Source organism: Arthrobacter sp. KNU40, assembly GCF_051515115.1.
Lineage (GTDB): Bacteria > Actinomycetota > Actinomycetes > Actinomycetales > Micrococcaceae > Arthrobacter.
Genome location: NZ_CP195850.1, coordinates 1,052,567 through 1,078,212, shown reverse-complemented (window position 1 = coordinate 1,078,212; position 25,646 = coordinate 1,052,567). Strand labels below are relative to the sequence as shown.

Below are 25,646 nucleotides of genomic sequence, written 5' to 3'. Positions count from 1 at the left end.
ACACCGATGCACAAAGAGGTTGATCGGAGCCTGACGGGCAAAATCGGTAGGGTCACGGGTCGAATCGGGCCGGGCACCGTGGGGGAAGTGATGCTGCCGTTCCACGGCGGCACGAACGCCTTCCACGCGCATCCATTCGACAAGAGCAGTGTTTTCAACGTGGGTGACGAGGTGCTTGTCATCTACTACGAGCCGCCCGGGACAGTATTCGTGGACGAGCTGCCGGACGTCCTGAAGGCTGCCAGATAAAACAACTGAGGGCGGCTAGTTGGCCGCCCTCGGTTGTTTGTCACTGATCAGTTAGTCACCCCAGTGGCGGGGCTCCCACGGTGTCATACAGCGAATAGTCATCCGTGGTGACTGTGCCGTTGTTAAACAGGCTCAAGCCGAAGCTGATGGCAGTGGCCCCGGCAGGAAGTGCCGGCGTCGTGAAACTTGCCTGTGTGTAGGTGCTGGCTGCAGCCAGCCACGGTCCGGAGGTCCAGTACACCCAGGCTCCGGAGGCGTCACGATAATACAAGGCAAACTGTGTGACGGCTGTGGAGGTGTACCAGGTACGCACCGAATAGGTGTGTCCCGCGATGGCAGGTGGAGCGCAACTGCCGCTGTCCATTGTGGGAAGCAGTTTCGCATCACCACTGGAGTAGCCCGTGATGGTGAGTTTCTCCGCTTTGGTACCGGTGTGGGCCGTGGCTACGGTGCTGAACGCGGCGGTGTTGGCGCCGTATCCACCTGCCTGCCAGCATTGCGGGAACGATCCGGCCCCGGCTGTTTCAAGGCTCGGGTTCTGTACCAAGTTGGTTCCGGCCGGCGTAGGCGGAGGTGGTGTCACGGTGGCGACGTCGAACATCTCGTAGTCGTCAGTCGTGATAGTGCCGTTGCTGAACAGGTTCAACCCGAAACTGATGCCGTTGGCACCGGCAGGGAGCGCCGGAGTGGTCCAGGTGGCCTTTTGGTAGGTAGTAGCTGCGGCGAACCATGGGCTGGAGGTCCAATACGTCCACGAACCGAGCCCGGTTCGGTAATACAGCTCGAACTGAGTATTGGTGGTGGACTTGTACCACGCGCCTATGTTGTAGGTGTGTCCCACAGTTGCCGTTGGAGAACAGCCTCCCAAGTCCAACGCGGGCAGTAACTTCGCATCGCCGTCGACATATCCACTCACGACGAGCTTTTCAGCGACGTTTCCTGTGTGACCCGGCCTGACGGTGGAAAAGGCTGCGGTATTGGTTCCATAGCCTCCGGCTGCCCAACATTGCGGTACGCCGTTCACCAGGGTTTCAAGACTCGGGTTCTTGACCAGGTTTCCAGTGCCCTGGGGCGGGACCGCCGGACCCGACACGAGCGGTTTCACGGTTCCGCCGATGACCTGGGCCACCGTCTTGACCGTGGTGGTTGCGGGTCGGGACTTGAGCCACGTGGCGAACTGGTTGAAGAGGGTCGGGGTGATGTTCAGCGGATCCGTGCTGGTGGCTGAAATGTGGTGGAACGTGAGCTGGACCCACCCGCCTGCGGGCTCCGCCTGGGTGACGGACTTTTGGAGGTCTGCCAGGGTCCAGGTGTTGTCCACTTCATCAGGGGCGGCCGTGTTGTACGGGTTGGCAGGAGGGATTGTCTCCGCGAGCGGGCACCCGGCGCAGCTGAACCGGGTCTTGATGTCGCCAAGTCCGCGGGCGCTGTTCATACCGCAGTTCTTGGCAATCGTTTCGATAGAGGCGTTCTCGGCTGCGAAGGGGTAGGCGAAGTCGGTGATTGTGAATCCCCAATTGCTGAGGTTCACTCTGTCATTGCATATCTGGCGTGTGGCCTCGTCGGCCGGCAAGGTGGTGAGATCGGGGTGGGTAACAGTGTGGCCGGCAATCTCGTTGCCGTTCGCCACGAGGCCCTGCATGTCCGCCACAGTCATGTAGCCCGGATTGTTGATGAATCCGGACGGCGTGAAGAAAGTACCCACCAGGCCCAGGCTCTGCATGGTCTGCGCGGCGTTGAGTTGGTCGGCATTTGCGTCGTCAAAGGTCAACGTGACGACGGTTGGATTAGCGGCTTGGGCCGCGGGTGCAGTGATGCCGGCGGTGACGCCGGTGAAAGCAAATACCACCACAACGGTGGAGAACCACGTAAACCATTTACCAGGGATCGTCCCTTTAAACGTCCGGTGCTGGTCAACCTGGTCAGTACGGTTGAAGATCTTCATAGGGTCTGGCTCGATTCTAGACAACGGCCTGGCCGGACATACGGGCGGCGCAGGGTGAATCACCCAACGCTATTCAGCATGTGCGGGCGCGCCGCCCAGTCATCGCCCGCTTACCGAAATACCCCGGTGCCCGGGACAAGCCCCAGTCATGGCCACGAGGTTCACTACCGTTGTCACCGTAAATCGGGCCCATATTGGGGAATAAGAGTGACTTCTACCCGTCTTTCAGCTCCGTAATTACCTAGAGTGGCGAATTTTCCGTCCCTACGGATCCTCCACTCGGGGAAACAACATCAATTTGTTAACCAAACCTTCCCCTCGCAGTCACGCCCATTCCCCCGCTTCGCCAACCGCCGCGCACACCGTGGAGGGGTGAGGATCGCTATCGTTGCCGAATCATTCCTGCCGCTCATGAACGGAGTCACGCACTCCATCCTGCGGGTGCTGGAGCATCTGCAAGAGCGAGGCGACGAAGTGATGGTGATTGCGCCATCGACGTCGGACACTGCTGTCTCGGACGTCGTGAACGGCGCTTTTGTCCATCGCCTCCCCTCCGTGCCCTTGGCCGGATACACAAATGTGCGGGTGGCGTTGGGCGGTGTGAGCCGGGTCAAGAGAATCCTTGCCGACTACGCACCGGACGTCGTCCACCTCGCATCCCCTTTCGTCCTAGGATGGCGGGCTGTGCAGGCTGCGCACCAGCTCGGCATCCCCACGGTTGCCATCTATCAAACCGAGGTCCCCAGCTACGCCGCCCGGTATGGCCTCCCCATGCTGGAGAACTGGGCATGGAACCGGGTGGACAACATCCACCTTCGTGCAGACCGGACACTGGTCCCGTCCACGTTCGCGCTCAACCAGTTGCGCGGCCGCGGGATCCTCAGGGTGGGCACGTGGCGGCGCGGTGTGGATACCGCGCGGTTCTCTCCCACCAAGCGCTCGACGGCGTGGCGCGCCTCGGTGGCGCCCCACGGCGAGCGCATCATCGGCTACGTCGGCCGTCTCGCGATCGAGAAACAGGTGGAGGACCTTGCCGTGTTGGCGGATCTGCCTGGAACCAGGCTTGTCATTGTGGGCGACGGCCCGCAACGCGCTGCCCTCGAAGCAGCACTCCCGAACGCCTTCTTCACCGGCTTCCTGGGCGGCGACGAATTGGCTCAAGTTGTGGCCGGCTTTGATCTCTTCGTCCATCCCGGCGAGTTCGAAACGTTTTGCCAGACCATCCAGGAAGCCATGGCGTCCGGCGTTCCCGTCGTGGCCACCGGCCGGGGCGGTCCGCTCGATCTCGTGGAGAACTCGCGCACCGGCTGGCTTTACGAGCCGGGAGACCTCGCGCAGCTGCGGGCCTACGTACAGGACCTGGTGGGCGACGATGCCAAACGCCGCGCGTTCGGACTGGCAGCGCTCGCGTCGGTCCAAGGACGGACCTGGCCGGTGCTGAGCGCCCAGCTCGTCGAGCATTACGAGGCAGTGATCTCCGGTGAAGCGCTTGTGGAGCCGGCCACTGCTCCCAGCCACCCGGTTCAGGCAGCCGAGTTTCACGCGTCCGAACTTCAGGCGTCCGAAGTTCAGGCGGCCGCAATCCAGGCGGCAAAGCCTGCCCCCATTTCCGTGACTTCCAGCAAAGGACTCCCAGCATGAAAATCTCCGTTGTAGGCTGCGGCTATCTTGGCGCAGTGCACGCCGCAACGCTCGCGTCGATGGGCCACACCGTGGTGGGCATCGACGTCGACGCCCAGAAGGTGGCCCACCTGAACAAGGGCTTCGCGCCCTTTCACGAACCCGGCCTTGATGAACTTCTCCGGGACGGCTTCGCAACCAAGCGGCTCAGGTTCTCCACCGATTTCGCCGATGCCGCCGATGCCCAGACGCACTTCCTTTGCGTGGGCACCCCGCAGTCCAAGACCTCGGATACCGCGGACCTCTCCTACGTGATCGCAGCCACGAAGAGCCTCCTCCCGCACCTGGCGAGGGGCGCCGCCGTCGTCGGCAAGTCCACCGTTCCTGTGGGAACAGTGGACATGCTCCGCGGCATCCTTGCCCGCAGGCCCGATGTCATGCTCGGCTGGAACCCCGAATTCCTGCGCCAAGGCACGGCAGTGAAGGACTCCCTGGTACCGGATCGTTTGGTGTACGGTGTTCCGGGCGGCAAGGACTCCGCCGCCGGCGCCCCGGTCACGGCTGCGCTCGACGCCGTCTACGAACCGCTGATTTCCGCCGGGATCCCGCGGCTGGTCTGCAACTTCGCAACGGCCGAGCTCATCAAGTCCGCCTCCAACGCGTACCTCGCGACGAAGCTGAGCTTCATCAACGCGATAGCCGAACTTTGCGACGCCTCGGGGGCCGACGTCACCGAGCTCAGTGAGGCGATGGGCCTGGATCCGCGCATCGGCAACCGGTACCTCCACGCCGGCCTGGGTTTCGGCGGCGGCTGCTTGCCGAAGGACATCCGCTCGTTCCGCGCGCAGGCACAAGCGCTGTCCGTGCCTTCCCTCGATGAGTGGATGGGTGTGGTCGATTCCATCAACCTCGGCCAGCGCGCCCGGGCCGTGGACGTCGCCCGTGACATGTGCAAGGGCTTCCTGTCCGGCCGCACCGTGACCGTGCTGGGCGCTGCCTTCAAGCCGGACACCGACGACATCCGGGACTCCCCCTCCCTTGACGTCGCACTCCAGCTGGCCGCGGCGGGCGCCCACGTTACGGTGACCGATCCCAAAGCCATCAACAATGCGTGGATGCGCTACCCCCAGCTCCGCTTCGAAGCGTCCACCACGCGCGCGCTCGAAGGCGCTGAGTTGGTGCTGCTGCTCACCGAATGGGACGAATACCGCGCCCTCTCACCCGCCGCCATCGGCTCGCTCGTACGACGCCGGATGGTGCTGGACGCGCGGAACGTCCTGGACGCTGCGGCATGGCGGGCGCAGGGCTGGACAGTTCGCGGGCTCGGAACCGGCTCCCGCGCTGAGCTGTCGGAGCCGATTGCCGACGTCAAGCCTCCTGTCGTTCCTGTCGAACCGCTCAACACACGGCCGTTCATTGTCGGTTCTCCGGCCAAGGCACCGTCGACGCGACGGTAGCTTTGCCGCGGCCATGATCAAGGCCGCAAGCCGCTCCTGACCGTTCGAAGGGCCGCTAGCGGCTCTCAGTGTTTTGCCCTGTGAACACGTAGACGGGCCCGCACGCACACGGAGATCCGGCTTGTTCACACTGAGAAACGGCCTTTGGCACACGGATTTTTCCGTTTTTTACACGTAGACGCCAATTTCACCGAGAGAATCTGAATCGTGGATGGCCTTCCTTTGAGGAGGACCACCACGTTTCAAGGCCAGCAATACCGTTGGCCGTTCTACTCGAGAAATGGGGTTGTAGTGGAATCAACAATGACGAAAAGGACCGGCCTTCAGGCTGCGGCCGCGGCTGCGCTGGCTGTGGTCGGCATCTTCGGCGCGAGCTTGGCCGTTTCATGGATCGCGGGGTCCCTCGGCATCTCTGCCGCGGCGGCGTCCCAGATCATGAACGCCATCGAGGTCGGAGGCTGGGCTCTCGTTGTCATCGGCACAATATTCGGGGCAGGAATCACTGGTGCCTTGATCGCAACGGCTCGAGGAATCCTCTTCCGCATCGGCCGAGCGCAAGCAGTCGCGTAAATCGATGCTTGCTAAGACAGCACACGTGCTTGGGGGCATCCCTGGATGGTTGCTCCCAAGCACGGGTCTGGCCATGGCAGCCATAGCCGTCTTCGGTTATTCGGCCGTGGACCTGTCCTGGATCCGGGACGCGAGGGACATGGGTGGGAGTCCCCTCTACAGCAAAGACTTCCTCCAGATCCTTGCGCGGAACCTCGGCGCGGCCTTGGTGCTCTATTCGGGGGTGGTGACCCTCGGGCTGACCACGCTCCTCGGAGCCGGCATCTTGGCACTTTATGTCGGGGCGACGGTATCGCTCGGGGTGCACTCGGTCGGCGGTGCCGGCCTGGTTGCCGACGTGATTTGGTATGTCCCTTTCGAGTTCTTCGGCCTCGTGCTGGCGGCGACCGCCGGATTCCAGCCCGCCGCTGGCCTGGCTCGCAGGCTGCTGACGAAGAACGAGCCCGCAACCCTGAGGTCGTTCATCGACGATATGGCCCGTTCCCTCGGCACCTTGCTCATTGCCATTGCCCTGATAGTCCTCGGTGCTGCCATCGAGGCCATCGTGATTCAGCTAAGGACCTGAGGAGGAATTCATGACCAGCACGGAAGACGGCCGGGAGTCCGAAACCGTCATTAGCGTCGCTAAGGTCGGAAAGTTGCGGCCCGAGCCAACGGGAGGCAGGGAATGGGTCTCGACATCCCGCGGTCTGTGGATCGCGGGCTACATCCTGCTGATGGCTTTGGTGGCTCTGCGGCTTCCGCTGACCAGGAAGTACCTCAACGCGAACGTTCCGGCGGACGTGCGCGCGGAAATCGGGGACGGTCGACTGCTGAGCCTCTCCATGACGGTGGGCACCGTTTTGTTCTTCCTTGTCTACGCCGTCATCATCGCTTTGTACTTCTCCCTCGCCACGTTCCTGGACAAAAGAGTGATCCCGGGAAAATCGGTCATCGCGGGCCGCTTCAAAATCGGGTCCTTCTTTGTGATCGCCATTCTCGCCACGATCCCCGTGAACCTCTTCAGCGTGGTCTTCGGCGTCATCCAACCGCGGGACGTCCCGGGATATTGGGCATATTTTCCCTCGATGGCCGTACTTGTCCTGGCGATCTTCTACCGGCATTGGCGCGAGTTTTCCACAGGCAGGAAGATCTTCGTTGCGCTTTCGGCCATTTGTCTGTCAACAATAGTCGCCATCGGCTGACCTTCCTCAACCACCACCCAGGGGCAGAAATTCTCAATGACTACTCAGCTCTACAGCCTTCTTCTACGAATCGTGGGCCTCATGGTCGCTGCATTCTCCTGCATTTCCCTCGGCCTGATTTGGGCTTCTCCTGCCCCGGAAGGCCTCAAGAACATAGATCCCCTCGCCGTGAAGAACACGACCATCACCGTACTTCTCGTCCTCGGCGTGGCGTCACCCCTGATTGCGGCCTTCAGCCCGGCCGGGAAATGGCTACCGCTCAAGGCGGCCGTTTTCGCCGTCGCCGGTTTTGCGCACGCGGCGGCCCTCAGCCCGGTGATAGTTGTCCCATTCCAGGGAACGACGTCGGCCGTCGCCGCCGTCTGTGCGCTCGGACTCGCCGTCCTCACCATTGTGGCCTTCATGGACTCAGTCCAGAAGAAGAGTCCGCGGAGCAAGTTCTAGGCGCTGATGGCGACCAAAGTCTCTCCCGCCGACGTCCAAGGCCAGGTTTCGAACGCCAGGATCCCTTCGGCGTCCGTCCGGCGGTCCGATTACCGAATCCTGCGGGACTTCCGGGCGTTCGAAATTGTCAATGCGATGCGTTTGCCTCTCACGCTGGATGGTTTCAGGGCCCTCGTGATCTTCGGATCGATAGCCGTGGTCCTGCTCGGAACAATGGTGTTCGCATCCACAATGTCTGTTCTCCGCGATGGCCCGCTCCGCCACGACACGGCCGCTGTGCTCAATTGGGGATTCCTAGCGGTCCTCTACTGCGCCGTCGCCACGGTGCTCACCGAGGTAGTTTCAAGCCGACGGCTGGCAGTCTCCGGCACTCCGCACCTGGAGCTATTCCGGGCGATGGAACTTCCCCTGCAGCAGGTTGTGGTGAGATACGGCCTGGTCCCGGCGCTCCGCCGCACAGGCATCCTTTGGTATTCGGCTGCGGTATTCCTCCTGGTCTTCTTCGAGGAATCGTCGAGCTACCTCGACGTCGTGGCCGCTTCGGTCTCCGTCATGGTCTTCGCCTCCTGTGCGTGCGTCTACTGTGTTCTCCATTTCGCCTCAACACCTGCGCGACGGATAGGGATCCATTGGCGGTATTGCCTCTTGGCTCTCATCCTCGGGTTGTTGCTCGGAGTTGCCACTGGCTTTCTCCTGCCTCACCTCTCCCGGATTGACGAACTCGCCGAGGACCCGTCGCGCTTCCTTCCAGCGTTGTATGTGCTCGCGGCGGCCGCGTCGGGGATATTGGTCCTCCTCAGCGTCCGCGCTTGGCGCCGCCTCAGCTACCGCAGGATTTCCCTCGGCACGGAACGGGGCGGCAGCCAGCGAGCGGTGACAAACTTCGGGCTATTCGTTCTCACTGATCTGTTGAGCAGCAAACAGGGCTCGGTGATCGCCACCATCGTCCTCGCCTGGATCGCCGTCGTCGGCACCCTCCTGGGAGCGAGGGGCATTCTCCCCCTGCCGTCTGCTCTCGGCTCCGGGGAGCTGCACAAATCCTTGGTTGGCATTGCCGTGCTCTTGAGCTTGGGCGTCACGGAACCGATGCTCTATCGGATCGGGCCCACTGCGAAGCTGTACCACTACCGCTTTGCGTGGGAGAACGGCTTCTCCGCCGCCGCGATCGTTGTCCGGCTCGTAGGGATTTACGTTATGGCGGGGGCGGCCGTCGGTGGATTTGCTTTCCTAGGGGCGCTTCTCGCCCTGGACCTTCCGGCTCCTGGCGCTGTCCTCGCGGGCTTGATCGTCGCAGCGTCCGGGGTCGTCGCGGAATCACTCTCCCGTCCGCCGACCACCACTGACGGCACCAAATCCAACGATGTGATGGATGGACTCTTCACACTCCTCCTGATTTCTCCTTGCTCGCTCATCCTTGTTGTCAGCCCTGAGTTCAGCACCGTGCTGTTGTTGGGCTATTCCATCCTCTTGATCCTGGGAGCCACCGTATGCCTGCACCAACGTCTTTTGAGGCTTCAATCGAAATTGATTCTGTAACCGCCGGCTACCGGCAAGGCTCACCCGTCCTGGACGGACTCAGTCTCAGTCTGAACGAGCCGGGGCTCTACCGGGTGGCCGGCAGCAATGGCAGCGGGAAATCGACTCTTCTGGAGCTCATCAGCGGATTCCTCCAACCTTGGGCCGGAAGCGTTCGTCTTTGCGGGATCGACGCCGGCTCTCCCGACGCGCGCCACGTGCGGAGCGTCTGCCGTACGACGCCGGCGCTCTACCCCTCCATGACGGTTCACGATCATCTGGCTCTTGCGGCACGTAGCCGTCAGGTCGGCCCGGAAACCGGGCTCACCCGGCTGGCCAAGTATGGACTGGAAGACTGGGTGGAGCAACCCGTTTCCATGCTGTCGACGGGCAATATCCGGAAGCTCTGGCTGCTCATGTGCACTGTCGCCGATACCCCTGTGGTCGCCATCGATGAGCCTTTCAACGGTATGGACGTTCGAGGCATCGACGCCCTGATCGACGAGCTCGGCGAGTGGGCACAGCACAAGGTAGTCGTCCTCATCTCCCACACAGTTCCGGATCAGCTAACCGTTAGGCATTCCTTCGTCTTCAAGCAGGAAGGAGGAACGTTGTAGACCGAAGCCCATTTGCCGGCTCACTCGGAGGGCCGCTTCTCGCGGAACGGAGCAGAATCCCGGACAAGGTCAAAGAGGGCCGTGCGGGACGGGCTTCCTGTCTTGCGCAGCGCGTTGGAGATGTGGCTTTCCACGGTCCTGATACTGATTCCCAGGTGCTCGGCGATCTCGGGGTTGGAGCGATGTCCGGCCAGGGCTGCTATCTCGATTTCACGGACAGTCAGGGGCGAATAGCTTCCGGAACTAAACGCGACGGGCTCATCCGGGGACGGAAATCGTGTCGCGAACATGGAGTACGCCCGGTCCATCGCGGCCGCACCGATGGTGTTGTCCACGAACGCATACCGCTTGAAAGCACCGCGGAGCAGCATCCGTACCTGGTAGAAATCGGCGTCGGGCTCGTAATGCTCGAGCAGCACGCCCAGCATTTGGTAGTCGTCCTCCACCACCGCACCGGCAATTGCCAAAAGCTGATCATGGGAAGTGGACGGGGCATACTCTTTCAAGGTCTGCCGAAGGAGTTCGAGAACTTTGCGGCCGGGGAGAAGGCACGTGAAGAACAGCGCGGAATAGATCGCCTCGAGCACATAGCCGCGTTCGAGCTGCCGTTGAATGAGTTTCGCGGCTTTCCCGTCGAAGACAGCGGGGATGAGCGGCCGCGCGGCGACGAGCTCGTAGACTCCTCTCGCGGTTCCGGGAAGCGGGCCGATGTCTTCAGCTTCGCGTCGCGCCTGGGTGGCAAGGGTCGCCGCAGGCAAGATCGCGGACGTCGCGGTCCTTAGCCCGGCGAGCCTGAGCATGGCGTCGTGGAGGGAAGCCACCAGGAAGCCTGGCCGCCCCATGGCAAAGACACTGCCCATGAGGTACTCGGCGTCGTCGAAATAGCCGCGGTAGATAAGGGCCTGGGCAGCCACATAGGTGTTGGAAACCATCCCGAATTGGTCCAGCTTGCGGCGGGCCTCTGTGCGCTGGTCAAGCGCAAAGACAATCGACTCCTCGGCCCGCCCCGAGGTGAACAAAGCCATTCCGCGGATGAACGGCTCGATTCCCGGAATCCCCTTTAGCCCGCCTGAAGTGTCGATGGCTTTGAGCGCGGCGGAAGGGTTGAATCGGTAGAGTTCCAAGATGCCTCGGATGCTGGATATGACGCCGCTTTCAGGGTGGCGATCGTGGAGCCGCGCGAAGAGTTCGTCGAGGTTCTCCGGCATTCGATCGTAGGACGCCACGAGGAATAGCTCCGCCGCTTCGGCCTCCGCGGACCATTTGGGACGTTCCTCCCCGAAGCTCCTGAGGGCGCCGGCTGCAGAATCCAGTCCTTTGCCTTTATGGATCCCCCAAAGCGCTTTGGTAAATGCCAGGAACAGGAGATCGCACGATTCTCCTTCCGAGGTCAAGGTCTGGGAAAGGACACGCTCAATCCTCGATGCGTCAATAGGCGAGCCCCAGTAGACCTTCAGAAGGGCCACAGCATTCGATACCGACCTGTCGGCATTCCACAGCTCGTAGCGCTGGCGCTCCAGGACGGAAACTTGCTCATGAAAATGGCGGGCGGCGGCTGCGTCTGAGCTCCGTTCAAGGCGCAGCGCGGCCAGGACCCTCATCAGCGAATCAGCCGAGTTGACGTCAACGTGCGATTCCTGGGGCAAACCGCTGAGGGCTCGGGTGATTCGGCTCTTCAAGACCCGCCTGCTGGTGAGGACCCTTTGACCGCGGAAGTAGTCGGCCAAAACTGGTGGCGTGATCGAAGCGCACACCGTGTTGTGGAGATCTTCCAAGACGGAAATGAGGCCGCGCTGTTCGAGCCTGTCGAGAACGTCGGAATGGACTACCTGCTGCAGTACATCGAGGGGCGTTGTCCCAGCGATGGCCATCGCCTGAAGGCCCGTGAGTTCGTCGGGTTCAAGCCCTTCGAGGAGGGATTCCACCGTGCCATGGAGGTGCTCGTTCCACAGGGTCTCGCCCGTCATATGCCATTGCCCCTGGCGGAGGACAATCAAGCCACTGAGGGAAGCCGTTTCCGCGATGCGAACCACAAGCCGGGGGTTCCCTGCCGATTTCGTGAGGATCCGGGCAGTGGTGTCGGCGTCCGCAGGAGATCCCAGAATGTCGGTGAGGAGCTCGTTCACCTGCTCGTATCGAAGCGGATTCAGGTGAACCCTGGCTTCCGGGCCGGGGCTCAGCACCGCAGGCTGTGCCACCGGGGAGATCGAAGACTCGCTCATGGTGACGATCATGGGCCGTTTTGTCCGACGCCGGACGGCGTCCAGAACCGCTACAGTCTCCGTGTCGACGAACTCGAGGTCATCGACTACAAGGACACGCTCACCTGGCCTCGAGAGTCGGCTTGCCAGGGTGTCGGCAACACCGAGAACTCCCAATTGGCCAATTCGAATATCCAGGCTCAGGCTATGTATTCCACCAAAAGGTATTCCGCGATGTGAGCGGAGTCCCGAAATGGAGTAAACCGTTGCTCCGGTATTTTCCAGATCGGCGATAGCTTTTTGCGCGACACTCGTTCGGCCACTGCCCGGCGCTCCGACAATTCGAACCATCATTCCGCGAGCAACGTAGTCCAGCGTTCGCCGAACTTCTTGATCGAACACTCGCGATCCAACTTTCTCTGATGCGCTAATCCAGCACTCTCCGGCCCTAGGTGGTGCGAGGTCCAGACGATTCAACTGTTTCCTGCCCAAAGCCGGGCGTTGGCAGGGGGACTCCCAAGCACTCCCACGGAACCCCCGGGGGCACTGACGAACCTCGTTCCAAGGGAAACCGTAAAGTCCGAAACCGCCGTCTAAGTGTGGTTTTGGCGAAACTCAGTGTGCGCCGGGAGGCGTCTACGTGTGCCGACGTGGGGTTTTGTTCCGCATCTCCGTGTGAGCCAATGAAAACTCAGTGTTCCCCCGGCGTCCAAGGAGGTGACGTTTGGCAGTGGATTCTCCATGGCTCTCCTGGTGGTGGTCTGTTGCTTTTGACGCTACGGGGGTTTCGTGGCCGCCTCTAGACCGAACCTCGCGCATGTGGATATTTATTCGAGTCTTCTTTTTCCGGATCGAATATAATCTCTAATTTCGACTCTGCGCCGCACTCTTGAGAGCCCCGTCAAGAGGCCATCCCATCTATGTGGACAACTTCTTCTTTTCTCGCATTTCAGATGCTAGGATCTGCTGACATTCGCGTCGAAAACTGAATCATTGGGGGCAATAAATGAATACTCGCGCGCCAAAAAACAACGGGGAAATAAAGCACGCGTCGCACGACTTTTTGAAATCTCGCAAGGCCGGCTTCAAGGTCTTTGCCCTCGTCACCTCAACAGCCGCAGCGCTCTCCCTTGCCGCGTGCGGCGGAGCTGGCTCAACAATTTCGCAGGCTGCCGCCACCCAATCGGCCTCGGCTTCGGCGACTCCCACCCCAACACCAACGCCGACGCCGACCGCGCCAAAATCAGTGTCCTGCGTGACGGAGAACGCAACAGAGAGCTATCCACCGAAGGTGTACATCTGCACAAAATCCGAGGCCGGCGCTTTAGTTTGGATGGAAAGCTCAGAGTCCAAGCGAGTGACGGATGCACGTGCGGCAGCAACCGCAGCGGCAGCGAAGGCGGCGGCAGACAAGGCTGCATCTGACAAAGCGGCTGCCGATGCCGCAGCAACCCAGGTAGCGGCAGCTCAGGCTGCGGCCCAGGCAAAGGCTGACGCCGATGCTGCTGCAGTGAAGGCACAACAAGACCAAGCCCAGGCGAGGCAGGCACAGCCGGTCGCGCCGCCCGTGGCGCCGTCGTCCGTTTACTACGCGAACTGTACGGCCGCCCGGGCCGCCGGCGCCGCACCGATCTATCGGGGGCAGCCAGGCTACCGGCCCGCACTGGACAGGGATGGCGACGGCATAGCCTGCGAATAAGGGTTAACCAGGACGATCCAGGGACACTGTCGGATTCTGCTGGATCACTCTCCTCGCCGAAATTGCCGGTCCCGTGATTCCGCGGGACCGGCAATTGTCCATTCGAGTGATTGAGCAGAATCCCGCATCCGGGCGAAGACGATCCACCGATGGACATGACGCGCCCGGGATTTACACACGTTTTGTCCTATAACCCCCTATAACCCGAAATGAGCACAAAAAAGCAGGGCCGGTCATTGACCGGCCCTGCTTTTTGAAATCCGAAGCTTAGAGAGCCTGGATGTTTACTGCCTGGGGACCCTTGGGGCCCTGCTCGACATCGAAGGAAACCTTCTGGTTCTCTTCGAGGGAGCGGTAGCCGCCCGAGTTAATTGCAGAGTAGTGAGCGAAAACGTCCTGGCTGCCATCTTCCGGGGAGATGAAGCCGAAGCCCTTTTCGGAGTTGAACCACTTGACGATACCTGTAGCCATTTTTTCAGTTTCCTTACTGAAGGTGGAGGTTGTCCCGACTGTCGGGCCTCCGGTGTGGGGTGTTCTCCACCGTTACTTCAGAAGGTCGCGGTTGATGAACCGCGGGAACTGCCTGAACTACCAAATGCCAAACACAACAACAGCTACAAGCATACAGGGCTTTGGGCGGATGGCCACTATTTGTCAAAAACCTTCATCTGCCGCGCGCCGCCAAGGGCCTCTCCTGCGCTCCGCGCCAGTAGCTCGCCATGCCAGAATCATGGGTGGACATAGCCCGTTCCGATCTGATGTACGCCGCCGCGTTCCCCGGCCGGCCGAGGAGCGCGGATGCGATCCATCTGGCAACCGCGATCAGGCTCCAAACTGGTCTGCCGGTGGCCTACGACGGCGAGCTTCTCGCCGCTGCCGTTGACGCCGGCGTCACAGTCCTCGGCCCCCGGAAAATAGTCCCCTCTCCCCCTCCCTTGGAGCCCCAAGCGGCGTAGAGTTCCGCCATGGAGCCGATTCGGGTCGTTCTTCTTCCTGGGAGCGTTCTTCCCGCCGAACCCGCCTATGGGGCGCTGATCGAAGCGCTGGGTCCCGACGTCGATACCGTCGCGAAGGACCTGGAACTTTACGACGGCGACGAGCCGCCACCGGGCTGGAACCTGGACACCGAAGTCGACGGTGTCCTCCGCGAGGCCGACGCCCGCGGCTGGGAGAAGTTCCATCTGCTTGGCTACTCGGGCGGCGGGGCAGCGTGCTTAGCGTTCACGGCCAAGCATCCACAGCGGCTGCTCAGTCTCACACTCCTGGAGCCCGCGTGGGCGGGAAGTTGGGGCTGGAGTCCGGCGCACGCCCGGCTCTGGATGGAATATGAAACGCTGGAAACGCTCCCGCCCGATCAGTTCATGGCGGCGTTCATGAGGCTGGGAGTGAAGCCCGACGTCGTCCTTCCGCCACCGCCCGAGGGCGGACCGCCGCCGTGGATGGCCAAGCGGCCGGCGGGGATCAGGGCGTTTCTGCGGGACTTCAAGATTTACGATCTGGATAGGGCGCGGCTCGCTGCGTTCGATCGTCCGGTGTTCTTCGTCCTCGGCGGCCTGAGCAACCCCGACGATTATGGCGAGATTGCCGAGCGACTGTCCACAGTATTCCCAAACTTCCGCCTCGAAGTGTTCCCGGATCGCCACCACTTCGATCCCCCGCACCGGATCGAACCCGACCGGCTTGGCGCGTTACTGCGGGAGCATTGGGAACGTGCGGATCGGGTCGTTTGAGACCCGGCGCCCGCCTCACGCTGAGGCTGGCTCCCACGCGAACCCGTCGGGGTCGGTGAACGGGCCGGCGTCGCTGCTGATCGCGAGCCGGTGCGATCCGGTACCGTCGGGAGAGACGCCGGCGTCTTTGGCGAGGGCGCGGCGCGCGTAGAGACCCAGCTGGACGGGACTCGACGGCATGGCGAACTCGACGTACTTTCCGAAGCTCTTCCCAACGGCGAGGCCCCGCTCGCCGTAGAACCGCTTGCTCGCCGAAACGTCCGCGACCGCCACCAGGAGCACGATCTTGTCGACCTCCCGCGTGGCGGGACCGCTGTCCTTCTTGGCCGACGTGGCGACCTTCCAGATTGCGCCATCCGGAGCCTGCACGACGCCGCCGAAGCCCCACAAAGACTTCGCCACCGGCTTGAGCGTCGTGGCCCCGGCTTCCACCGCGGAGTCGATGAGGCTGCTGACGGTAGACGGCTGCGAAACGACGAGCGACAGCGTGAATCCGCGGAAGCCGTCAGTAGGAGCATCCGAGGCCCGCACACGCACACGCGAGCCCAATCCGAAGGCGGCGTCGTAGAAAGCGGCGGCGGCCGCGGGGTCAGGAACTTCGAGGGTGACTGATTCGATGGCGGTCATGACAGGTCCTTAGGTGGGTGGGTTGCTTCGTGATTTCGACTTTATGCCGAGGCCCCACTGACCGCTTCTCCAATCCTGACCGATGTATTCCGCACCTGGGTGCCGAGCTTTATCGGTCACCTGTTCACTTCCAAGTTGCGACGTCTTTTCTATTAGCTGGCCGGTTGCAGGGAAGCGACGCACGTCCTCAACATGTCTCGAAGCTGTTTCTGTTCGTCCTCAGTGAGGCCAGAGCGCATGGTGTCTTCCACAGCCTTGACTGCAGCACTGGCGGCTTCGAGCTGCTGGCGGCCATGCGCCGTCAGTACAGTCGGCAGTATTCGGCCGACCGAAGCCTCGGTCGCGCGAGAAACGAGACCCTCACGCTCTAGCGCCTGTAATAGAACGTTCATCGACTGTCGAGATACAAACGCGCCTCTCGCGAGCTCGGAGTTGGACAGCCCCGGCCGCTGCGCAAGGAGCTCAAGGCATGCGTAATGGGTGATGTTCATGCCCAGCGGCCGCAACACACCCTCCATTGCCGCGCGAAGCGCACTGGCCGCCTCCTTAAGGAGATATCCGAGCGATGTATCGAGGCTGACTCCGGTAACGTCTTGACTCATGTCAATATTCTGACATAACCTTAGTGTCAACTAACTGACACTAAGGAGCTCCTCATGCCGGTCACCGGACCCGACTTCATTTCAATCCAGGTGCGCGACCTCGAAGCGTCTGCCGCTTTCTATCAGCAGCACCTCGGGCTGACCCGTTCCCCAGCGGGGCCGCCGCACGCGGTGGTATTTGACACCAAACCGGTCGCGTTCGCCGTCCGGGACCTTGCGCCGGGCGTCAGCCTTGCCTCCACGCCACAGCCCGGCCTCGGCATCGGATTGTGGTTGCACGCCACGGACACGCAAACGATCCATGACAAATTAGCGGCCGTCGGTACCGAAATCGTGGTCGAACCCTTCGACGGCCCATTTGGGCGCACCTTTACCTTCGCCGACCCCGACGGATACCAAATTACCCTCCACGACCGTGGCTGACCCGCGCTGGATTCATTCCATGAGTTCACTTAGCCGGGACTGGAGGTAGCTTCGTTCGGTGTCGTTCTCGGTGAGGATTAACGCCTCTTCAAAGGCAACCCGGGCCTCGTCGAAACGGCCCAGCCGGGTCAGGAAGTCGGCGCGTGCAGCGGCAAGATACGGGTATCGAGCGAGTCGCGGTTCGGCTCCGAGCGCATCCAACTCGGCCAGACCTTCCGCGTGGCCGACCGCGAAGCCGAGGGCGATGGCCCGATTAAGTTTGACGACCGGAGAGGACCACGTCTCCGTGAGCAGGTCGTAGAGACCCAGGATCTCCTGCCAGTCAGTGTCGGACCACGACTTGCTCTCGTCATGGACGGCCGCGATCGCCGCCATGAGGGCGAAACGGCTCGGTGGCCGGAGATTCAAGGCCTCGCGCAGGAGCGCTACCCCTTCATCAATGGCCGATCGGTCCCATTTTGATCGGTCCTGGTTCTCCATCAGCACGAGTTCACGGTGCTCATCAAGCCGGGCGCCCTTGCGGGCGTCGGTCAGTAGCACGAGGGCGAGCAGCCCGGCGACATTGCGGTCGCCGGGCAGCAGGACGCGCAGCATTCTCGCCAGCTCATGGCCTCGTTCGGCGAGATCTCTGCGCATCAGGTTCGCTCCTGATGGGGCGGTGTGCCCGGTCGTGTACACCAGGTAGACAACGGACAGCACGCCGTCGACACGCTCGCGCAGCTCGGACGCCGCTGGCACGCGGTACGGGATGTGCGCGGCCCCGATCTTCTTTTTCGCCCGAGTAATCCGCGCGGCCATCGTCGACTCCGGGAGCAGAAACGCCCGCGCGACGTCGGCCGTGGACAGCCCGCACAAAAGGCGTAGCGTCAAGGCTACCTGAGCGTCAGGCGCGAGGGCGGGGTGGCAGCACGTGAATATCAATCGCAGCCGGTCATCGGTGATGTCTTCCGTCTCACGGCCCGGGTCGTCGAGCAACTGCACCTCCGGGTCGTGAAGTTTGGGGAGCGCCCGCTGTGCCGTCGCGGCCCGTCGGTGCATGTCCATCGCTCTTCGCCGCGCAGTCACGGTGAGCCACGCTCCGGGGTTCTCCGGGATGCCACGCGTATCCCACGTCGACAATGCGCTGGCGTACGCATCTTGTACGGCTTCTTCCGCTGTGTCGATATCACCGGCAATACGCATGGTGGCCGCCAACACGAACGCCCACTCCCGACGGTGCGCCTCCGCGACCGCAGCAGCGACCTCTGAGCTGGCGGCCGGCATCAGCTTGCCACTCGAACGGGCCGAACCTCGACTCCGACCCCGGCGGGAACCTCCTTGGCGATCTCCAGCGCCTCATCGAGGTCGGCTGCCTCGATGAGGTAGTAGCCGCCAAGCGTCTCCTTCGACTCGGCGAAGGGACCGTCCGTCACCGAGAATCCACCGGACCCGTCGCGTCGTAAGGACGTGGCCGTCTCCGCCGGCTCAAGTGCGGCCCCGCCAAGCAGTGACCGCCCGCGGCGCTGCATAAACGCTTGGTAGTCGGCGCTGACCGTCTCGCCCGCGACGTCTTTCGTAGCCACCTCATCCTGGAAGATCAGGACCAAATACTTTGGCATTTCGCAGTCCCTTCGTCTGAACCCTGGTTTGATTTTTCGCTCCACCAACACCGAACACCTTGCGGGTTCGGCTCTTCGACACGATTTTCAGTGGGCCGGCGCATTGGCATACGAGGCGACGAGCCAGCGCCCATCCTCTCGAACCAATACCCACGTGGCAATGACTTCGCGGTCGACCGGGAGTTGGGCTTCTCCCGCCATGAGAATGCCGGCCCTGCTGACAACGATCGCTGTGTGGTCCCCGATAACGCGGATGCTCAGAGGTTCATCGACCGCCCGGGAACCCTTGAGCGGACCTTGGAAGCCAGCAGCCATGGAACTCCGGATTTCCCCCTTGTTGCGGTGATACGCCCGCGGCATAACCACCGTGGCGTCGTCCCGATACGATGCCATGAAAGCATCCGCATCATTGTCTGCCCATGCGGCGTAGATCTCGCCGAAAAGGCTCCGGATCTCGTCGGTCGCCTCGGACTGAGCGTCGGTGGGCTCGTTCTTTGACATTGGTCTGTTCCTTTCGTCGCTGTCAGTTACCCCTTCCTTTCGGGGCCCTTACTCATACGACGCGCGGCAGGAGCACAGATCGACAACTGTGACCAATCAGTCCAGGCAGAGGCACAAAGGATGACCGGCGGGGTCAAGGAACACCCGGAACGTCGTTCCCGGTTGGTTTTCGTGCTTGGTGGCGCCGAGCTCGAGCACAGCTGCCTCAGCGGTGTCGAGGTCATCGACCACGACGTCGAGGTGCATCTGCTGAGGGACGTCCTGGCCGGGCCATTGTGGCGCCCTGTAGGAGTCGACTTTCTGGAAGGCCAGCGAATCGCCGTACTCGGCTCGGACGGACCACCAGTCGTCGTCGTTCCGTTCGATTTTCCACTCAAGCAATGCGCTGTAGAACTCGGCCAGGGTCTTGGGGTCGGGACAGTCGAGCACTACAACGGGGAAGCGTGCGATAGCCATGGCCAACACTCTAGGACCGATTCCGGGGGATCGCATCAAGTTCGTGCGCCGGAATTAGCGGGAATTATCGGTACCGCGTGGCGAGCTCGGGGTTCTGCGCTCCGAAAGCGGCGAGGTCTGCTTGGAAGACGGCGTCGAGGAGCCCGGAGTTCTCCACGCCCGGGGCGCAGACAGTTTCGCCCAGTTCCAAGCCGCGCAAGCTGGCGGTGACGACGTCGCCGGCGCTCATCCGCGGCATCATGCTCAAGTCCATGCCCTGGCGTTCGTGGAACTCAGTTGCCACTACCCCCGGGCACACGACTTGCACCGTGATTCCGGTGCCCTCGAGTTCGGCGCTGAGGGTCTGGGACATCGCGACGAGATACGCCAGGCTCCCGCCGTAGACCACGCGACGGGGCATCTGGGAGTGCGGGGCGGGGCCGCCGAAGGCGATCATGCCCGCCACGTTGATGATGGTGCCCACGCCGCGTTCCTGCATGCCCGCGATTGCCGCACGGCTGAGCATGGTGGGGGCGAGGTCGGCGACGACGGTCCGGACCGCGGTTTTGGGGTGCGACGCGGCAAATTGTTCCAAGCGTTCTTGTCGTCGGCCCACGATCACCAGATCGTAACCGTCGTCGGCCAGGCGTTCGGCGAATGCCCAGCCGATACCGGAGCTGGCGCCAGTGATAAGTGCTAGCTTGCTCACTGATATTCCTCCCGTTGGCGGTCATAGCGACAGTTCCACGCAACCACGCGGCTGACAATGCTGTCCACCCTCCCGCACCCGAATCTCCGGGCGTAAAGTTCTGCCAAGGGACCGGGAGGACCGCTCATGGAGACTGACCAGCCCAGAGCCGTACAACAGGACACAACCACACAACAGAACCGCCCCCTCGAAATCGGCACGCTCGTCGTCGGTGGAGGCCAAGCGGGACTGGCCACGAGCTACTTCCTCAGCCGGGCCGGCGTCGAGCACTTGGTCCTTGAACGGCGGGCCGCGCTGGGTGGCGCGTGGCAGGATCGCTGGGATGCGTTCGTGCTGAACACGCCGAACTTCTCACTGGACCTGCCGGGCATGCCTTACGTGGGCCCGGGGCCGGAGGCATTCATGGCGCGTGACGACGCCGTGGACTATTTCCGCGACTACGCGAAGAAAATCGACGCCCCGGTCCGGACCGGCACGGACGTCACACGAATCACGACGTCGGATGGCGGCTTCAGCGTCGAAACGTCCGACGGCGGCTGGCTGGCACGCAATGTGGTGCTGGCGACCGGCGCATATCAAATACCTAAGATCCCAGCCCCTGCCGCAGGACTTCCCGCGAGCGTCCTCCAGCTCCACACGCACGACTATCGCAATCCGGAGCAGCTGCCCGACGGCGCCGTGCTGATTGTCGGGACCGGGCAGTCGGGCGGGCAGATCGCGGAAGACCTGCTCGCGGCCGGGCGTGAGGTGCATCTGGCGGTGTCGACGTGTCCGGAGGCGCCACGCCGGTATCGCGGGCACGACATCCTCTATTGGCTCCTGCAAGCCGGAATCCACGGGCCCGAGTACGGGGTCAACGCCCTGACGGTCGGGCAGCTGCCCTCCCCCGCCGCGCGGTTCGCCTGCAACCCCCTGCTCTCTGGCACCCACGGCGGCCACGACATCCATCTCCGCGAACTCGGCCGCCAGGGGGTCCGGCTGCACGGGCATCTGGAAGCAGCCGACGACGGCGAACTCACCTTCACGGACGATCTCCCCGAACGCCTCGCAACAGTCGAGGCCGGGTTCGGCCAGCGCATGGGACGGGCTCTCGACGCCTACATCGCCGCCGCGGGAATCGATGCTCCTGAACAGCAGAAGGCGCCGTCGGACGACTGGCTACCGGTTGCCTCACCGGCGCGGGTCAACCTGGCCGCCGAGAACATCACCTCGGTGCTCTGGGCCACCGGTTACAAGCTCGACCTCAGCTTCGTGGACATTCCTGTCCTGGACGCCTGGAGCTATCCACGTCACGTCCGCGGCGTCACCGAATGTCCGGGCCTTTATGTGGTCGGGTTGCCGTGGTTGACGGGCCACTACTCGTCGATCGTCGGCGGGGTGGGCGTGGATGCGGAGTACGTTGCGGGGTGCGTGGCGGGGCGGTGAGGAATGGTTGCAGTAATCCCCCCCGTCATCGTGCATTTCATCGTGCGGGTCTTGCGTACATAGCCGCGATCAGCAACTCCGCGGGCCGGCCCCGCGGGTTACCGCGGCACGGTGGTCGACCGGCTTACGGGCAAGGTGCGAGGGCTATTTGGACCGAACCGTCGCCAACAAGGGTTCGGTGTCATTGTTCCCTCGCCTGCACCCCGCGGTTCCCTCGTCGGCACTCCGCGCCGCGAAAAAGCCCGTGGCCTGGCGTGCCGGGGGCACCCAATGAAGGGAAGGCATCGGAGAATTGATCACGGCGTAGCGCTTGAACGAGCGTCCGGAATGGAAAGGATGACTGATGGATCCAACGGGTCAGAAACCAGGACTCCCACCGGGAGGCTGGTCTGCGGATCCCTACGGGTCCGGAACCTCCAAATGGGGAGACAGCGCCGGGCAAGCCGAAGGCGATACCGGGACCCAGAGTCCGCTGGCCGCACGGATCCCCGGACTACGGCTTCCCCGGCCTATGCTCGGAGCCCACGTGCCCGTGTACACCCCTTACATCTGGATGCTCCTTGCCGTGCCTGTCCTGGCTGCTCGCGGCGACGTCGTGCGCATGGTAGCGGCGATCCCCCACACCGGCTCGGTCACACCGGCCACTGTGGTTCTTTTCTCTGCCGTGATGTCCTTCGGTGCCCCCGGTCTTCTGGGCTACCTGGACTGGCGGAGGCTGCGCGGCGTCGGGGTCGTACGGCCTTTCCATTGGATCTGGGCCTTCCTGCCGACGGTCTATGTCATCGGCCGGACAACCGTCATCAGGAAAGTCGCCCCGCGCAGGGGCCTGGCACCGGTATGGGTGCTCATCGCCTCATTCCTCCTGATCGCGTTGTACCTCAACCATGTCATCTAGACACGCTCGCCCACACCATCGCCCAACAAACCGCAGGCTAACGCTCAGCGGCGGGACGTTCGGCTCTTCTGTGCAGATTCTTCTGCCTCGGCTTTGGCGGACTGAACCATCTCGAGGAAATCCGCCCGCTGCAGGTAGTCCTCGCCTGGTCCGCGGATGACCCTGCCTAGGTAGGGGTCGCGTTGTTCCAGTTTCCTGTTCCCGTGTTGCAGTGTGGTGTAACCGGCTTCGCCCTCCCCCTCTGCTTTTATGGCTACATATGGGATTAGGATCCCGACTGAAAGAGCGCTCACGCCCATCGCAAGTACAAGGGTATTTGTGAACCACGACTGGGGCAGCACAGCCGAAACGCTCAGGAAGAGGATGATGGCGAGAAAGACCAAGGCCACCGTGGAACATCTGAAACGCATGCGCAGCAGCGCGAAGGCTGTGGGCCCAGCCAGTAGCCGACGATCAGGATCGCTGGTTACCAAGTCAACGCTCCATATCCACCATTGAGTAAGTCGGAGGGCAGAGTGCTCACGTCGGCCAGCTTCGTTCGCTTGAATAACCCATGCCCCAGTGAATCACGAGGTTTGTCGCGATTGCCTGAGGACCGTTCAGACGAAACGCCACACGGATAGCTCCGGACTCACACAATACGAGGCGGATACATCCCTGATCGGTCCGAATTCGGCGACCTGGTCAGCAGGCTCGTAGGTGGTCCTGGATCAGGCCGTCTCAGTGGTCCTCAATTGGGTTGACCTACTCAGGAAGCATGGGCAAGAGCCGGGAACACAAGCAGCAATCTTCGACGTGAGGTGCTGAATAGTGGCAAAAAGTAACGGCCAACTCGGCTGGTGGTGCAGGGGAAAGCTGTGGTCGAGGCTTGCTTGCCTCGGCGTCACCCTGGGTATCGCAGCGGAATTAGTTCATCTTCTCAGTTACACATTGCCCACCTTCAACCCTGTCTTCGTCCTTTATTATCTGTTCTACCTATTCGCTGAAGTGCTTGTTATGACGGTGCTTGGGGTGGCAGTTTCCGGCGCAGTAATCGTTGCCAGGTTGGCGGTGGCCGAGGAAGCGACCCGCAAGACGCGGGCAGTTGTCACGGGAGTCGTTGCACTGATGACTTCAGGCGCAATGGCCTTCGCCCTCTGCAGCCTGGTTCAGTCAGGGAACCCCTGGGTAGTCTCGGGCGTCACAGGGGCTCTGGTGGGCAGCGCATTCGCCACGGTTACCTACCGACACTCCTCCGAAGCCTGAAACAGGACCCGTTCCCCCGATTGCTGCTTACCCTCGTAGCTCCGACGACCGTATTCGCCTAATAGGCCAATCAGAGGCTGACCACGCAAAACGGAGCGGCGCGGTGCCCGGAAAAGGATCGGCTTACGGGACGTGGTGATTGCTTGGCGTCCTCCGTTGTTACGGTGACACCAGACGATCCAACAACCAAGAAGGACTACCATGCCGGCCTCGATCACTCTTATTCGTTCGGGCGCACTTGCCGATGTTGCCCAATATGCGTACGCGGCAACCGCTCCCAGCAATGCGCGGCTCATCTTCTTGGCCGGAGCGTGCCCGTTGAATGAGGATGGATCGACGGCTGGTGTCGGGGACTACGCGGCACAGGCTGAGAAGGCGATCCAGAACATGCACCTTGCTCTGGAAGCCGCCGCTGCGGGTATTGACGATGTGATTTCCACCCGCGTCCTCGTCGCGTCCGGCCAGCACGCTGATCTTGTAACGGCGTGGGATGTGGTCCGGGCGGCATTCGGCGGCCACGATGTGCCGAGCACGCTGATGGGTGTCACGGTTCTTGGCTACCCCGACCAGCTCGTCGAGATTGAGGCTATCGCTGCGGTTGTGGACTGACGTGGCATAGCCCGTTCTCGGATCGGCTATCGGGACCCCAGAAAGGACACCTACTGGCGCTAGAGTTCGGTCCATGATCGTTTGGCTCAACGGCACCCACGGAGTGGGAAAGACGACGACGAGCGCGCTCGTGCAGCAATTACTGCCCGACGCGCGCGTCTTCGACGCTGAGAAAGTCGGCGAGGTGCTCATGGACATCAAGCCGGGACTTCCTGCAACGGACAACTTCCAGCACTGGGAGCCGTGGCGAAGGCTCGTCGTCGAAACGGCTCGACGCGTGCTCGAATACACCGGAGGCACACTCGTAATGCCGATGACCGTCCTGGTCGAGAACTACTGGCGGGAGATCAGCGATGGTCTTACGGAGCACGCCATACCGATCCAGCATTTCGTGCTCCACGCCGACCAGGCCACGCTCCGCGACCGCATACAGAACGACAAAAACCTCGGACCCTCAACGTTCCGCTTCGCGTACTTGGAGCCATACGCCGAGGCAGCTCGTACCTGGCTGCACGAAGAAGCCGAGGTCATCGACACCACACACATCACACCGGACCAAGCCGCGCAGCAGATTGCGGATTCGGTGCTTGGCCGCTGAGAGAACTCCAGACGGATCGCCTGACGCACACCATCAAGGTCGTGTGGGCGTTCTGCTGCCCATCAGGCAGGCGGTTCACCTCCGATTCATACGACGACGCTACGGTTTACCCGTGAAGCGCTTCTTTGGGCACCCCATCACCTTGTGGCCGTCTATGCGGAACCGCCTGCACATCTACGCACTGCCCGCCCCCGACCTCCGATCGGCGCTGGAAGAACGTCAGCGCGTCCTGGAGGCGTTCGATTACTGCTCCGTCCAGCCAGCAAACTACCTGCATGCAACGGTGCAGCAGTTCGCGGTTACCTCCGACGAGGTCAGCCCCGAAGATATGGATGCCTTCATGGCCAGGCTCAAGAGCCTCGCCGCCGACACCAAACCGTTCAGCATCGGGCTGGGCGAACCGGAAGCGGATGACTACTCGCTTGGAGTCAAAGGAACCAGTACGTCCGCATGGGCGAAACTTACCGCGGCGGTTCGCGACGCGGCCGCTGACACCATCAACAAGGGCCAACCGCTGCCCGGAGCCCCCTTCAACCCCCATCTCACCCTGGGCTACGCCCTGGCCGAAGGCAGTACCGCACTCATTCAACAAGCGTCCGACCAGCTGAGGGCAACCGCCCTTCCTCCCCTGGCCATCAACGAAATGCATCTCATAGCCGTCCACCAGGATGCCAAACGAGGCACCTTCACCTGGGACACCACATCTCGCTTCCCTTTCAGCGAACCCCCAGCCAAATAATCGAAGCGA

At 62.3% G+C, this 25,646-nt stretch carries 30 protein-coding genes; 19 read left to right on the top strand and 11 right to left on the bottom strand.

The features are described 5' to 3' along the window. The first annotated feature begins 6 nt into the window (after nt 1-6). The gene (locus tag ACSKT0_RS05165) at nt 7-249 is read left to right on the top strand and encodes a hypothetical protein (RefSeq protein WP_437772812.1); all 243 of its coding nucleotides are present in this window, start codon (nt 7-9) and stop codon (nt 247-249) included. Between the two features lie 55 nt (nt 250-304). On the opposite strand, the gene ACSKT0_RS05160 is transcribed toward ACSKT0_RS05165, so the two are convergent. Beyond that, nucleotides 305-2,194, bottom strand: a complete 1,890-nt coding sequence (locus ACSKT0_RS05160; protein ID WP_437772811.1) for a polysaccharide deacetylase family protein — start codon at nt 2,192-2,194, stop codon at nt 305-307. Nucleotides 2,195-2,566: 372 nt separating this feature from the next. Here ACSKT0_RS05160 and ACSKT0_RS05155 point away from each other — a divergent pair, with 372 nt between their 5' ends. The 8 genes from ACSKT0_RS05155 to ACSKT0_RS05120 all read left to right on the top strand — a co-directional run bounded on the left by ACSKT0_RS05155 (nt 2,567) and on the right by ACSKT0_RS05120 (nt 9,601). Further along, complete coding sequence (locus tag ACSKT0_RS05155) at nt 2,567-3,835, top strand: glycosyltransferase family 4 protein (RefSeq protein WP_437772810.1); 1,269 nt, start codon at nt 2,567-2,569, stop codon at nt 3,833-3,835. Continuing rightward, on the top strand, nt 3,832-5,271 hold the full coding sequence (locus tag ACSKT0_RS05150; protein WP_437772809.1) for a UDP-glucose dehydrogenase family protein: 1,440 nt from the start codon (nt 3,832-3,834) through the stop codon (nt 5,269-5,271). Before ACSKT0_RS05155 ends, ACSKT0_RS05150 begins: the two co-directional genes overlap by 4 nt. Nucleotides 5,272-5,574: 303 nt before the next feature. Further along, nucleotides 5,575-5,841 (top strand): uberolysin/carnocyclin family circular bacteriocin, encoded by a 267-nt coding sequence (locus ACSKT0_RS05145; protein WP_345449998.1) that lies wholly within the window; start codon nt 5,575-5,577, stop codon nt 5,839-5,841. A 73-nt stretch (nt 5,842-5,914) separates the two neighbouring features. Further along, nucleotides 5,915-6,406 carry a stage II sporulation protein M gene (locus tag ACSKT0_RS05140; protein ID WP_437772808.1) on the top strand — a complete coding sequence of 164 codons (492 nt, stop codon included), beginning with the start codon at nt 5,915-5,917 and terminating at the stop codon, nt 6,404-6,406. A gap of 10 nt (nt 6,407-6,416) precedes the next feature. Further along, nucleotides 6,417-7,025 (top strand): hypothetical protein, encoded by a 609-nt coding sequence (locus tag ACSKT0_RS05135; RefSeq protein ID WP_437772807.1) that lies wholly within the window; start codon nt 6,417-6,419, stop codon nt 7,023-7,025. A gap of 36 nt (nt 7,026-7,061) precedes the next feature. Then, nucleotides 7,062-7,469: a hypothetical protein gene (locus ACSKT0_RS05130; protein WP_437772806.1), complete on the top strand. Its 408-nt coding sequence runs from the start codon at nt 7,062-7,064 to the stop codon at nt 7,467-7,469. A 6-nt stretch (nt 7,470-7,475) separates the two neighbouring features. Continuing rightward, the gene (locus ACSKT0_RS05125; protein ID WP_437772805.1) at nt 7,476-9,005 is read left to right on the top strand and encodes a hypothetical protein; all 1,530 of its coding nucleotides are present in this window, start codon (nt 7,476-7,478) and stop codon (nt 9,003-9,005) included. After that, nucleotides 8,957-9,601 carry an ABC transporter ATP-binding protein gene (locus ACSKT0_RS05120; RefSeq protein ID WP_437772804.1) on the top strand — a complete coding sequence of 215 codons (645 nt, stop codon included), beginning with the start codon at nt 8,957-8,959 and terminating at the stop codon, nt 9,599-9,601. The genes ACSKT0_RS05125 and ACSKT0_RS05120 overlap by 49 nt, the downstream gene beginning before the upstream one ends. 20 nt (nt 9,602-9,621) lie before the next feature. On the opposite strand, the gene ACSKT0_RS05115 is transcribed toward ACSKT0_RS05120, so the two are convergent. Further along, a complete protein-coding gene (locus ACSKT0_RS05115) occupies nt 9,622-11,979 on the bottom strand; it encodes a LuxR C-terminal-related transcriptional regulator (RefSeq protein ID WP_437772803.1) in 2,358 nt (785 codons plus the stop codon). 1,180 nt (nt 11,980-13,159) lie between these two features. On the opposite strand from ACSKT0_RS05115, the gene ACSKT0_RS05110 reads away from it, so the two are divergent. After that, nucleotides 13,160-13,501 (top strand): excalibur calcium-binding domain-containing protein, encoded by a 342-nt coding sequence (locus ACSKT0_RS05110; protein WP_437772802.1) that lies wholly within the window; start codon nt 13,160-13,162, stop codon nt 13,499-13,501. Between the two features lie 267 nt (nt 13,502-13,768). Here ACSKT0_RS05110 and cspE read toward each other — a convergent pair whose 3' ends face one another. Next, nucleotides 13,769-13,972, bottom strand: coding sequence for a transcription antiterminator/RNA stability regulator CspE (cspE, locus tag ACSKT0_RS05105; RefSeq protein ID WP_028266315.1), 204 nt, complete (start codon nt 13,970-13,972; stop codon nt 13,769-13,771). 248 nt (nt 13,973-14,220) lie between these two features. Here cspE and ACSKT0_RS05100 point away from each other — a divergent pair, with 248 nt between their 5' ends. Continuing rightward, nucleotides 14,221-14,457 carry a hypothetical protein gene (locus ACSKT0_RS05100; RefSeq protein WP_437772801.1) on the top strand — a complete coding sequence of 79 codons (237 nt, stop codon included), beginning with the start codon at nt 14,221-14,223 and terminating at the stop codon, nt 14,455-14,457. A 9-nt stretch (nt 14,458-14,466) separates the two neighbouring features. Then, a complete protein-coding gene (locus ACSKT0_RS05095; protein ID WP_437772800.1) occupies nt 14,467-15,231 on the top strand; it encodes an alpha/beta fold hydrolase in 765 nt (254 codons plus the stop codon). A gap of 15 nt (nt 15,232-15,246) precedes the next feature. On the opposite strand, the gene ACSKT0_RS05090 is transcribed toward ACSKT0_RS05095, so the two are convergent. Together ACSKT0_RS05090 and ACSKT0_RS05085 are read right to left on the bottom strand one after the other, a co-directional pair. Beyond that, on the bottom strand, nt 15,247-15,858 hold the full coding sequence (locus ACSKT0_RS05090) for a glyoxalase (RefSeq protein ID WP_437772799.1): 612 nt from the start codon (nt 15,856-15,858) through the stop codon (nt 15,247-15,249). A gap of 152 nt (nt 15,859-16,010) precedes the next feature. Continuing rightward, nucleotides 16,011-16,460, bottom strand: coding sequence for a MarR family winged helix-turn-helix transcriptional regulator (locus tag ACSKT0_RS05085; protein WP_437772798.1), 450 nt, complete (start codon nt 16,458-16,460; stop codon nt 16,011-16,013). A 54-nt stretch (nt 16,461-16,514) separates the two neighbouring features. Here ACSKT0_RS05085 and ACSKT0_RS05080 point away from each other — a divergent pair, with 54 nt between their 5' ends. Continuing rightward, complete coding sequence (locus ACSKT0_RS05080; protein WP_437772797.1) at nt 16,515-16,883, top strand: VOC family protein; 369 nt, start codon at nt 16,515-16,517, stop codon at nt 16,881-16,883. Nucleotides 16,884-16,895: 12 nt separating this feature from the next. On the opposite strand, the gene ACSKT0_RS05075 is transcribed toward ACSKT0_RS05080, so the two are convergent. The 5 genes from ACSKT0_RS05075 to ACSKT0_RS05055 all read right to left on the bottom strand — a co-directional run bounded on the left by ACSKT0_RS05075 (nt 16,896) and on the right by ACSKT0_RS05055 (nt 20,126). Continuing rightward, nucleotides 16,896-18,146 (bottom strand): RNA polymerase sigma factor, encoded by a 1,251-nt coding sequence (locus tag ACSKT0_RS05075; RefSeq protein WP_437772796.1) that lies wholly within the window; start codon nt 18,144-18,146, stop codon nt 16,896-16,898. Continuing rightward, complete coding sequence (locus tag ACSKT0_RS05070; RefSeq protein ID WP_437772795.1) at nt 18,146-18,481, bottom strand: YciI family protein; 336 nt, start codon at nt 18,479-18,481, stop codon at nt 18,146-18,148. Before ACSKT0_RS05070 ends, ACSKT0_RS05075 begins: the two co-directional genes overlap by 1 nt. A gap of 87 nt (nt 18,482-18,568) precedes the next feature. Further along, nucleotides 18,569-18,982: an SgcJ/EcaC family oxidoreductase gene (locus tag ACSKT0_RS05065; RefSeq protein ID WP_437772794.1), complete on the bottom strand. Its 414-nt coding sequence runs from the start codon at nt 18,980-18,982 to the stop codon at nt 18,569-18,571. A gap of 96 nt (nt 18,983-19,078) precedes the next feature. Continuing rightward, nucleotides 19,079-19,438, bottom strand: a complete 360-nt coding sequence (locus ACSKT0_RS05060) for a VOC family protein (protein WP_437772793.1) — start codon at nt 19,436-19,438, stop codon at nt 19,079-19,081. A 64-nt stretch (nt 19,439-19,502) separates the two neighbouring features. Then, on the bottom strand, nt 19,503-20,126 hold the full coding sequence (locus tag ACSKT0_RS05055) for an SDR family NAD(P)-dependent oxidoreductase (protein WP_437772792.1): 624 nt from the start codon (nt 20,124-20,126) through the stop codon (nt 19,503-19,505). Nucleotides 20,127-20,252: 126 nt separating this feature from the next. Between ACSKT0_RS05055 and ACSKT0_RS05050 the strand changes: the two genes are divergently transcribed. Both ACSKT0_RS05050 and ACSKT0_RS05045 read left to right on the top strand, forming a co-directional pair. Beyond that, a complete protein-coding gene (locus tag ACSKT0_RS05050) occupies nt 20,253-21,551 on the top strand; it encodes a flavin-containing monooxygenase (RefSeq protein ID WP_437772791.1) in 1,299 nt (432 codons plus the stop codon). Between the two features lie 343 nt (nt 21,552-21,894). Next, nucleotides 21,895-22,446 carry a hypothetical protein gene (locus ACSKT0_RS05045; RefSeq protein WP_437772790.1) on the top strand — a complete coding sequence of 184 codons (552 nt, stop codon included), beginning with the start codon at nt 21,895-21,897 and terminating at the stop codon, nt 22,444-22,446. 44 nt (nt 22,447-22,490) lie between these two features. Here the strand turns inward: ACSKT0_RS05045 and ACSKT0_RS05040 are convergent, their stop codons facing one another. Beyond that, entirely contained in the window at nt 22,491-22,919 is a 429-nt protein-coding gene (locus ACSKT0_RS05040) for a hypothetical protein (RefSeq protein ID WP_437772789.1), read from the bottom strand. A gap of 337 nt (nt 22,920-23,256) precedes the next feature. Here ACSKT0_RS05040 and ACSKT0_RS05035 point away from each other — a divergent pair, with 337 nt between their 5' ends. From ACSKT0_RS05035 to ACSKT0_RS05020, 4 genes are all read left to right on the top strand, one after another. Beyond that, complete coding sequence (locus ACSKT0_RS05035; RefSeq protein ID WP_437772788.1) at nt 23,257-23,691, top strand: hypothetical protein; 435 nt, start codon at nt 23,257-23,259, stop codon at nt 23,689-23,691. Between the two features lie 201 nt (nt 23,692-23,892). Beyond that, nucleotides 23,893-24,300 (top strand): RidA family protein, encoded by a 408-nt coding sequence (locus ACSKT0_RS05030; RefSeq protein ID WP_437772787.1) that lies wholly within the window; start codon nt 23,893-23,895, stop codon nt 24,298-24,300. Between the two features lie 73 nt (nt 24,301-24,373). Further along, the gene (locus ACSKT0_RS05025) at nt 24,374-24,898 is read left to right on the top strand and encodes an AAA family ATPase (RefSeq protein ID WP_437772786.1); all 525 of its coding nucleotides are present in this window, start codon (nt 24,374-24,376) and stop codon (nt 24,896-24,898) included. Nucleotides 24,899-25,010: 112 nt separating this feature from the next. Beyond that, on the top strand, nt 25,011-25,637 hold the full coding sequence (locus ACSKT0_RS05020) for a 2'-5' RNA ligase family protein (RefSeq protein WP_437772785.1): 627 nt from the start codon (nt 25,011-25,013) through the stop codon (nt 25,635-25,637). Nucleotides 25,638-25,646 lie beyond the last annotated feature (9 nt).

Coding starts and splice junctions, on each gene's coding strand:
- ACSKT0_RS05165 (WP_437772812.1), top strand. CDS start 7: ATGCACAAAGAGGTTGATCGGAGCCTGACGGGCAAAATCGGTAGGGTC.
- ACSKT0_RS05160 (WP_437772811.1), bottom strand. CDS start 2,194: ATGAAGATCTTCAACCGTACTGACCAGGTTGACCAGCACCGGACGTTT.
- ACSKT0_RS05150 (WP_437772809.1), top strand. CDS start 3,832: ATGAAAATCTCCGTTGTAGGCTGCGGCTATCTTGGCGCAGTGCACGCC.
- ACSKT0_RS05145 (WP_345449998.1), top strand. CDS start 5,575: ATGACGAAAAGGACCGGCCTTCAGGCTGCGGCCGCGGCTGCGCTGGCT.
- ACSKT0_RS05140 (WP_437772808.1), top strand. CDS start 5,915: ATGGCAGCCATAGCCGTCTTCGGTTATTCGGCCGTGGACCTGTCCTGG.
- ACSKT0_RS05135 (WP_437772807.1), top strand. CDS start 6,417: ATGACCAGCACGGAAGACGGCCGGGAGTCCGAAACCGTCATTAGCGTC.
- ACSKT0_RS05130 (WP_437772806.1), top strand. CDS start 7,062: ATGACTACTCAGCTCTACAGCCTTCTTCTACGAATCGTGGGCCTCATG.
- ACSKT0_RS05125 (WP_437772805.1), top strand. CDS start 7,476: ATGGCGACCAAAGTCTCTCCCGCCGACGTCCAAGGCCAGGTTTCGAAC.
- ACSKT0_RS05120 (WP_437772804.1), top strand. CDS start 8,957: ATGCCTGCACCAACGTCTTTTGAGGCTTCAATCGAAATTGATTCTGTA.
- cspE (WP_028266315.1), bottom strand. CDS start 13,972: ATGGCTACAGGTATCGTCAAGTGGTTCAACTCCGAAAAGGGCTTCGGC.
- ACSKT0_RS05100 (WP_437772801.1), top strand. CDS start 14,221: ATGCCAGAATCATGGGTGGACATAGCCCGTTCCGATCTGATGTACGCC.
- ACSKT0_RS05095 (WP_437772800.1), top strand. CDS start 14,467: ATGGAGCCGATTCGGGTCGTTCTTCTTCCTGGGAGCGTTCTTCCCGCC.
- ACSKT0_RS05090 (WP_437772799.1), bottom strand. CDS start 15,858: ATGACCGCCATCGAATCAGTCACCCTCGAAGTTCCTGACCCCGCGGCC.
- ACSKT0_RS05085 (WP_437772798.1), bottom strand. CDS start 16,460: ATGAGTCAAGACGTTACCGGAGTCAGCCTCGATACATCGCTCGGATAT.
- ACSKT0_RS05080 (WP_437772797.1), top strand. CDS start 16,515: ATGCCGGTCACCGGACCCGACTTCATTTCAATCCAGGTGCGCGACCTC.
- ACSKT0_RS05075 (WP_437772796.1), bottom strand. CDS start 18,146: ATGCCGGCCGCCAGCTCAGAGGTCGCTGCTGCGGTCGCGGAGGCGCAC.
- ACSKT0_RS05070 (WP_437772795.1), bottom strand. CDS start 18,481: ATGCCAAAGTATTTGGTCCTGATCTTCCAGGATGAGGTGGCTACGAAA.
- ACSKT0_RS05065 (WP_437772794.1), bottom strand. CDS start 18,982: ATGTCAAAGAACGAGCCCACCGACGCTCAGTCCGAGGCGACCGACGAG.
- ACSKT0_RS05060 (WP_437772793.1), bottom strand. CDS start 19,438: ATGGCTATCGCACGCTTCCCCGTTGTAGTGCTCGACTGTCCCGACCCC.
- ACSKT0_RS05050 (WP_437772791.1), top strand. CDS start 20,253: ATGGAGACTGACCAGCCCAGAGCCGTACAACAGGACACAACCACACAA.
- ACSKT0_RS05045 (WP_437772790.1), top strand. CDS start 21,895: ATGGATCCAACGGGTCAGAAACCAGGACTCCCACCGGGAGGCTGGTCT.
- ACSKT0_RS05030 (WP_437772787.1), top strand. CDS start 23,893: ATGCCGGCCTCGATCACTCTTATTCGTTCGGGCGCACTTGCCGATGTT.
- ACSKT0_RS05025 (WP_437772786.1), top strand. CDS start 24,374: ATGATCGTTTGGCTCAACGGCACCCACGGAGTGGGAAAGACGACGACG.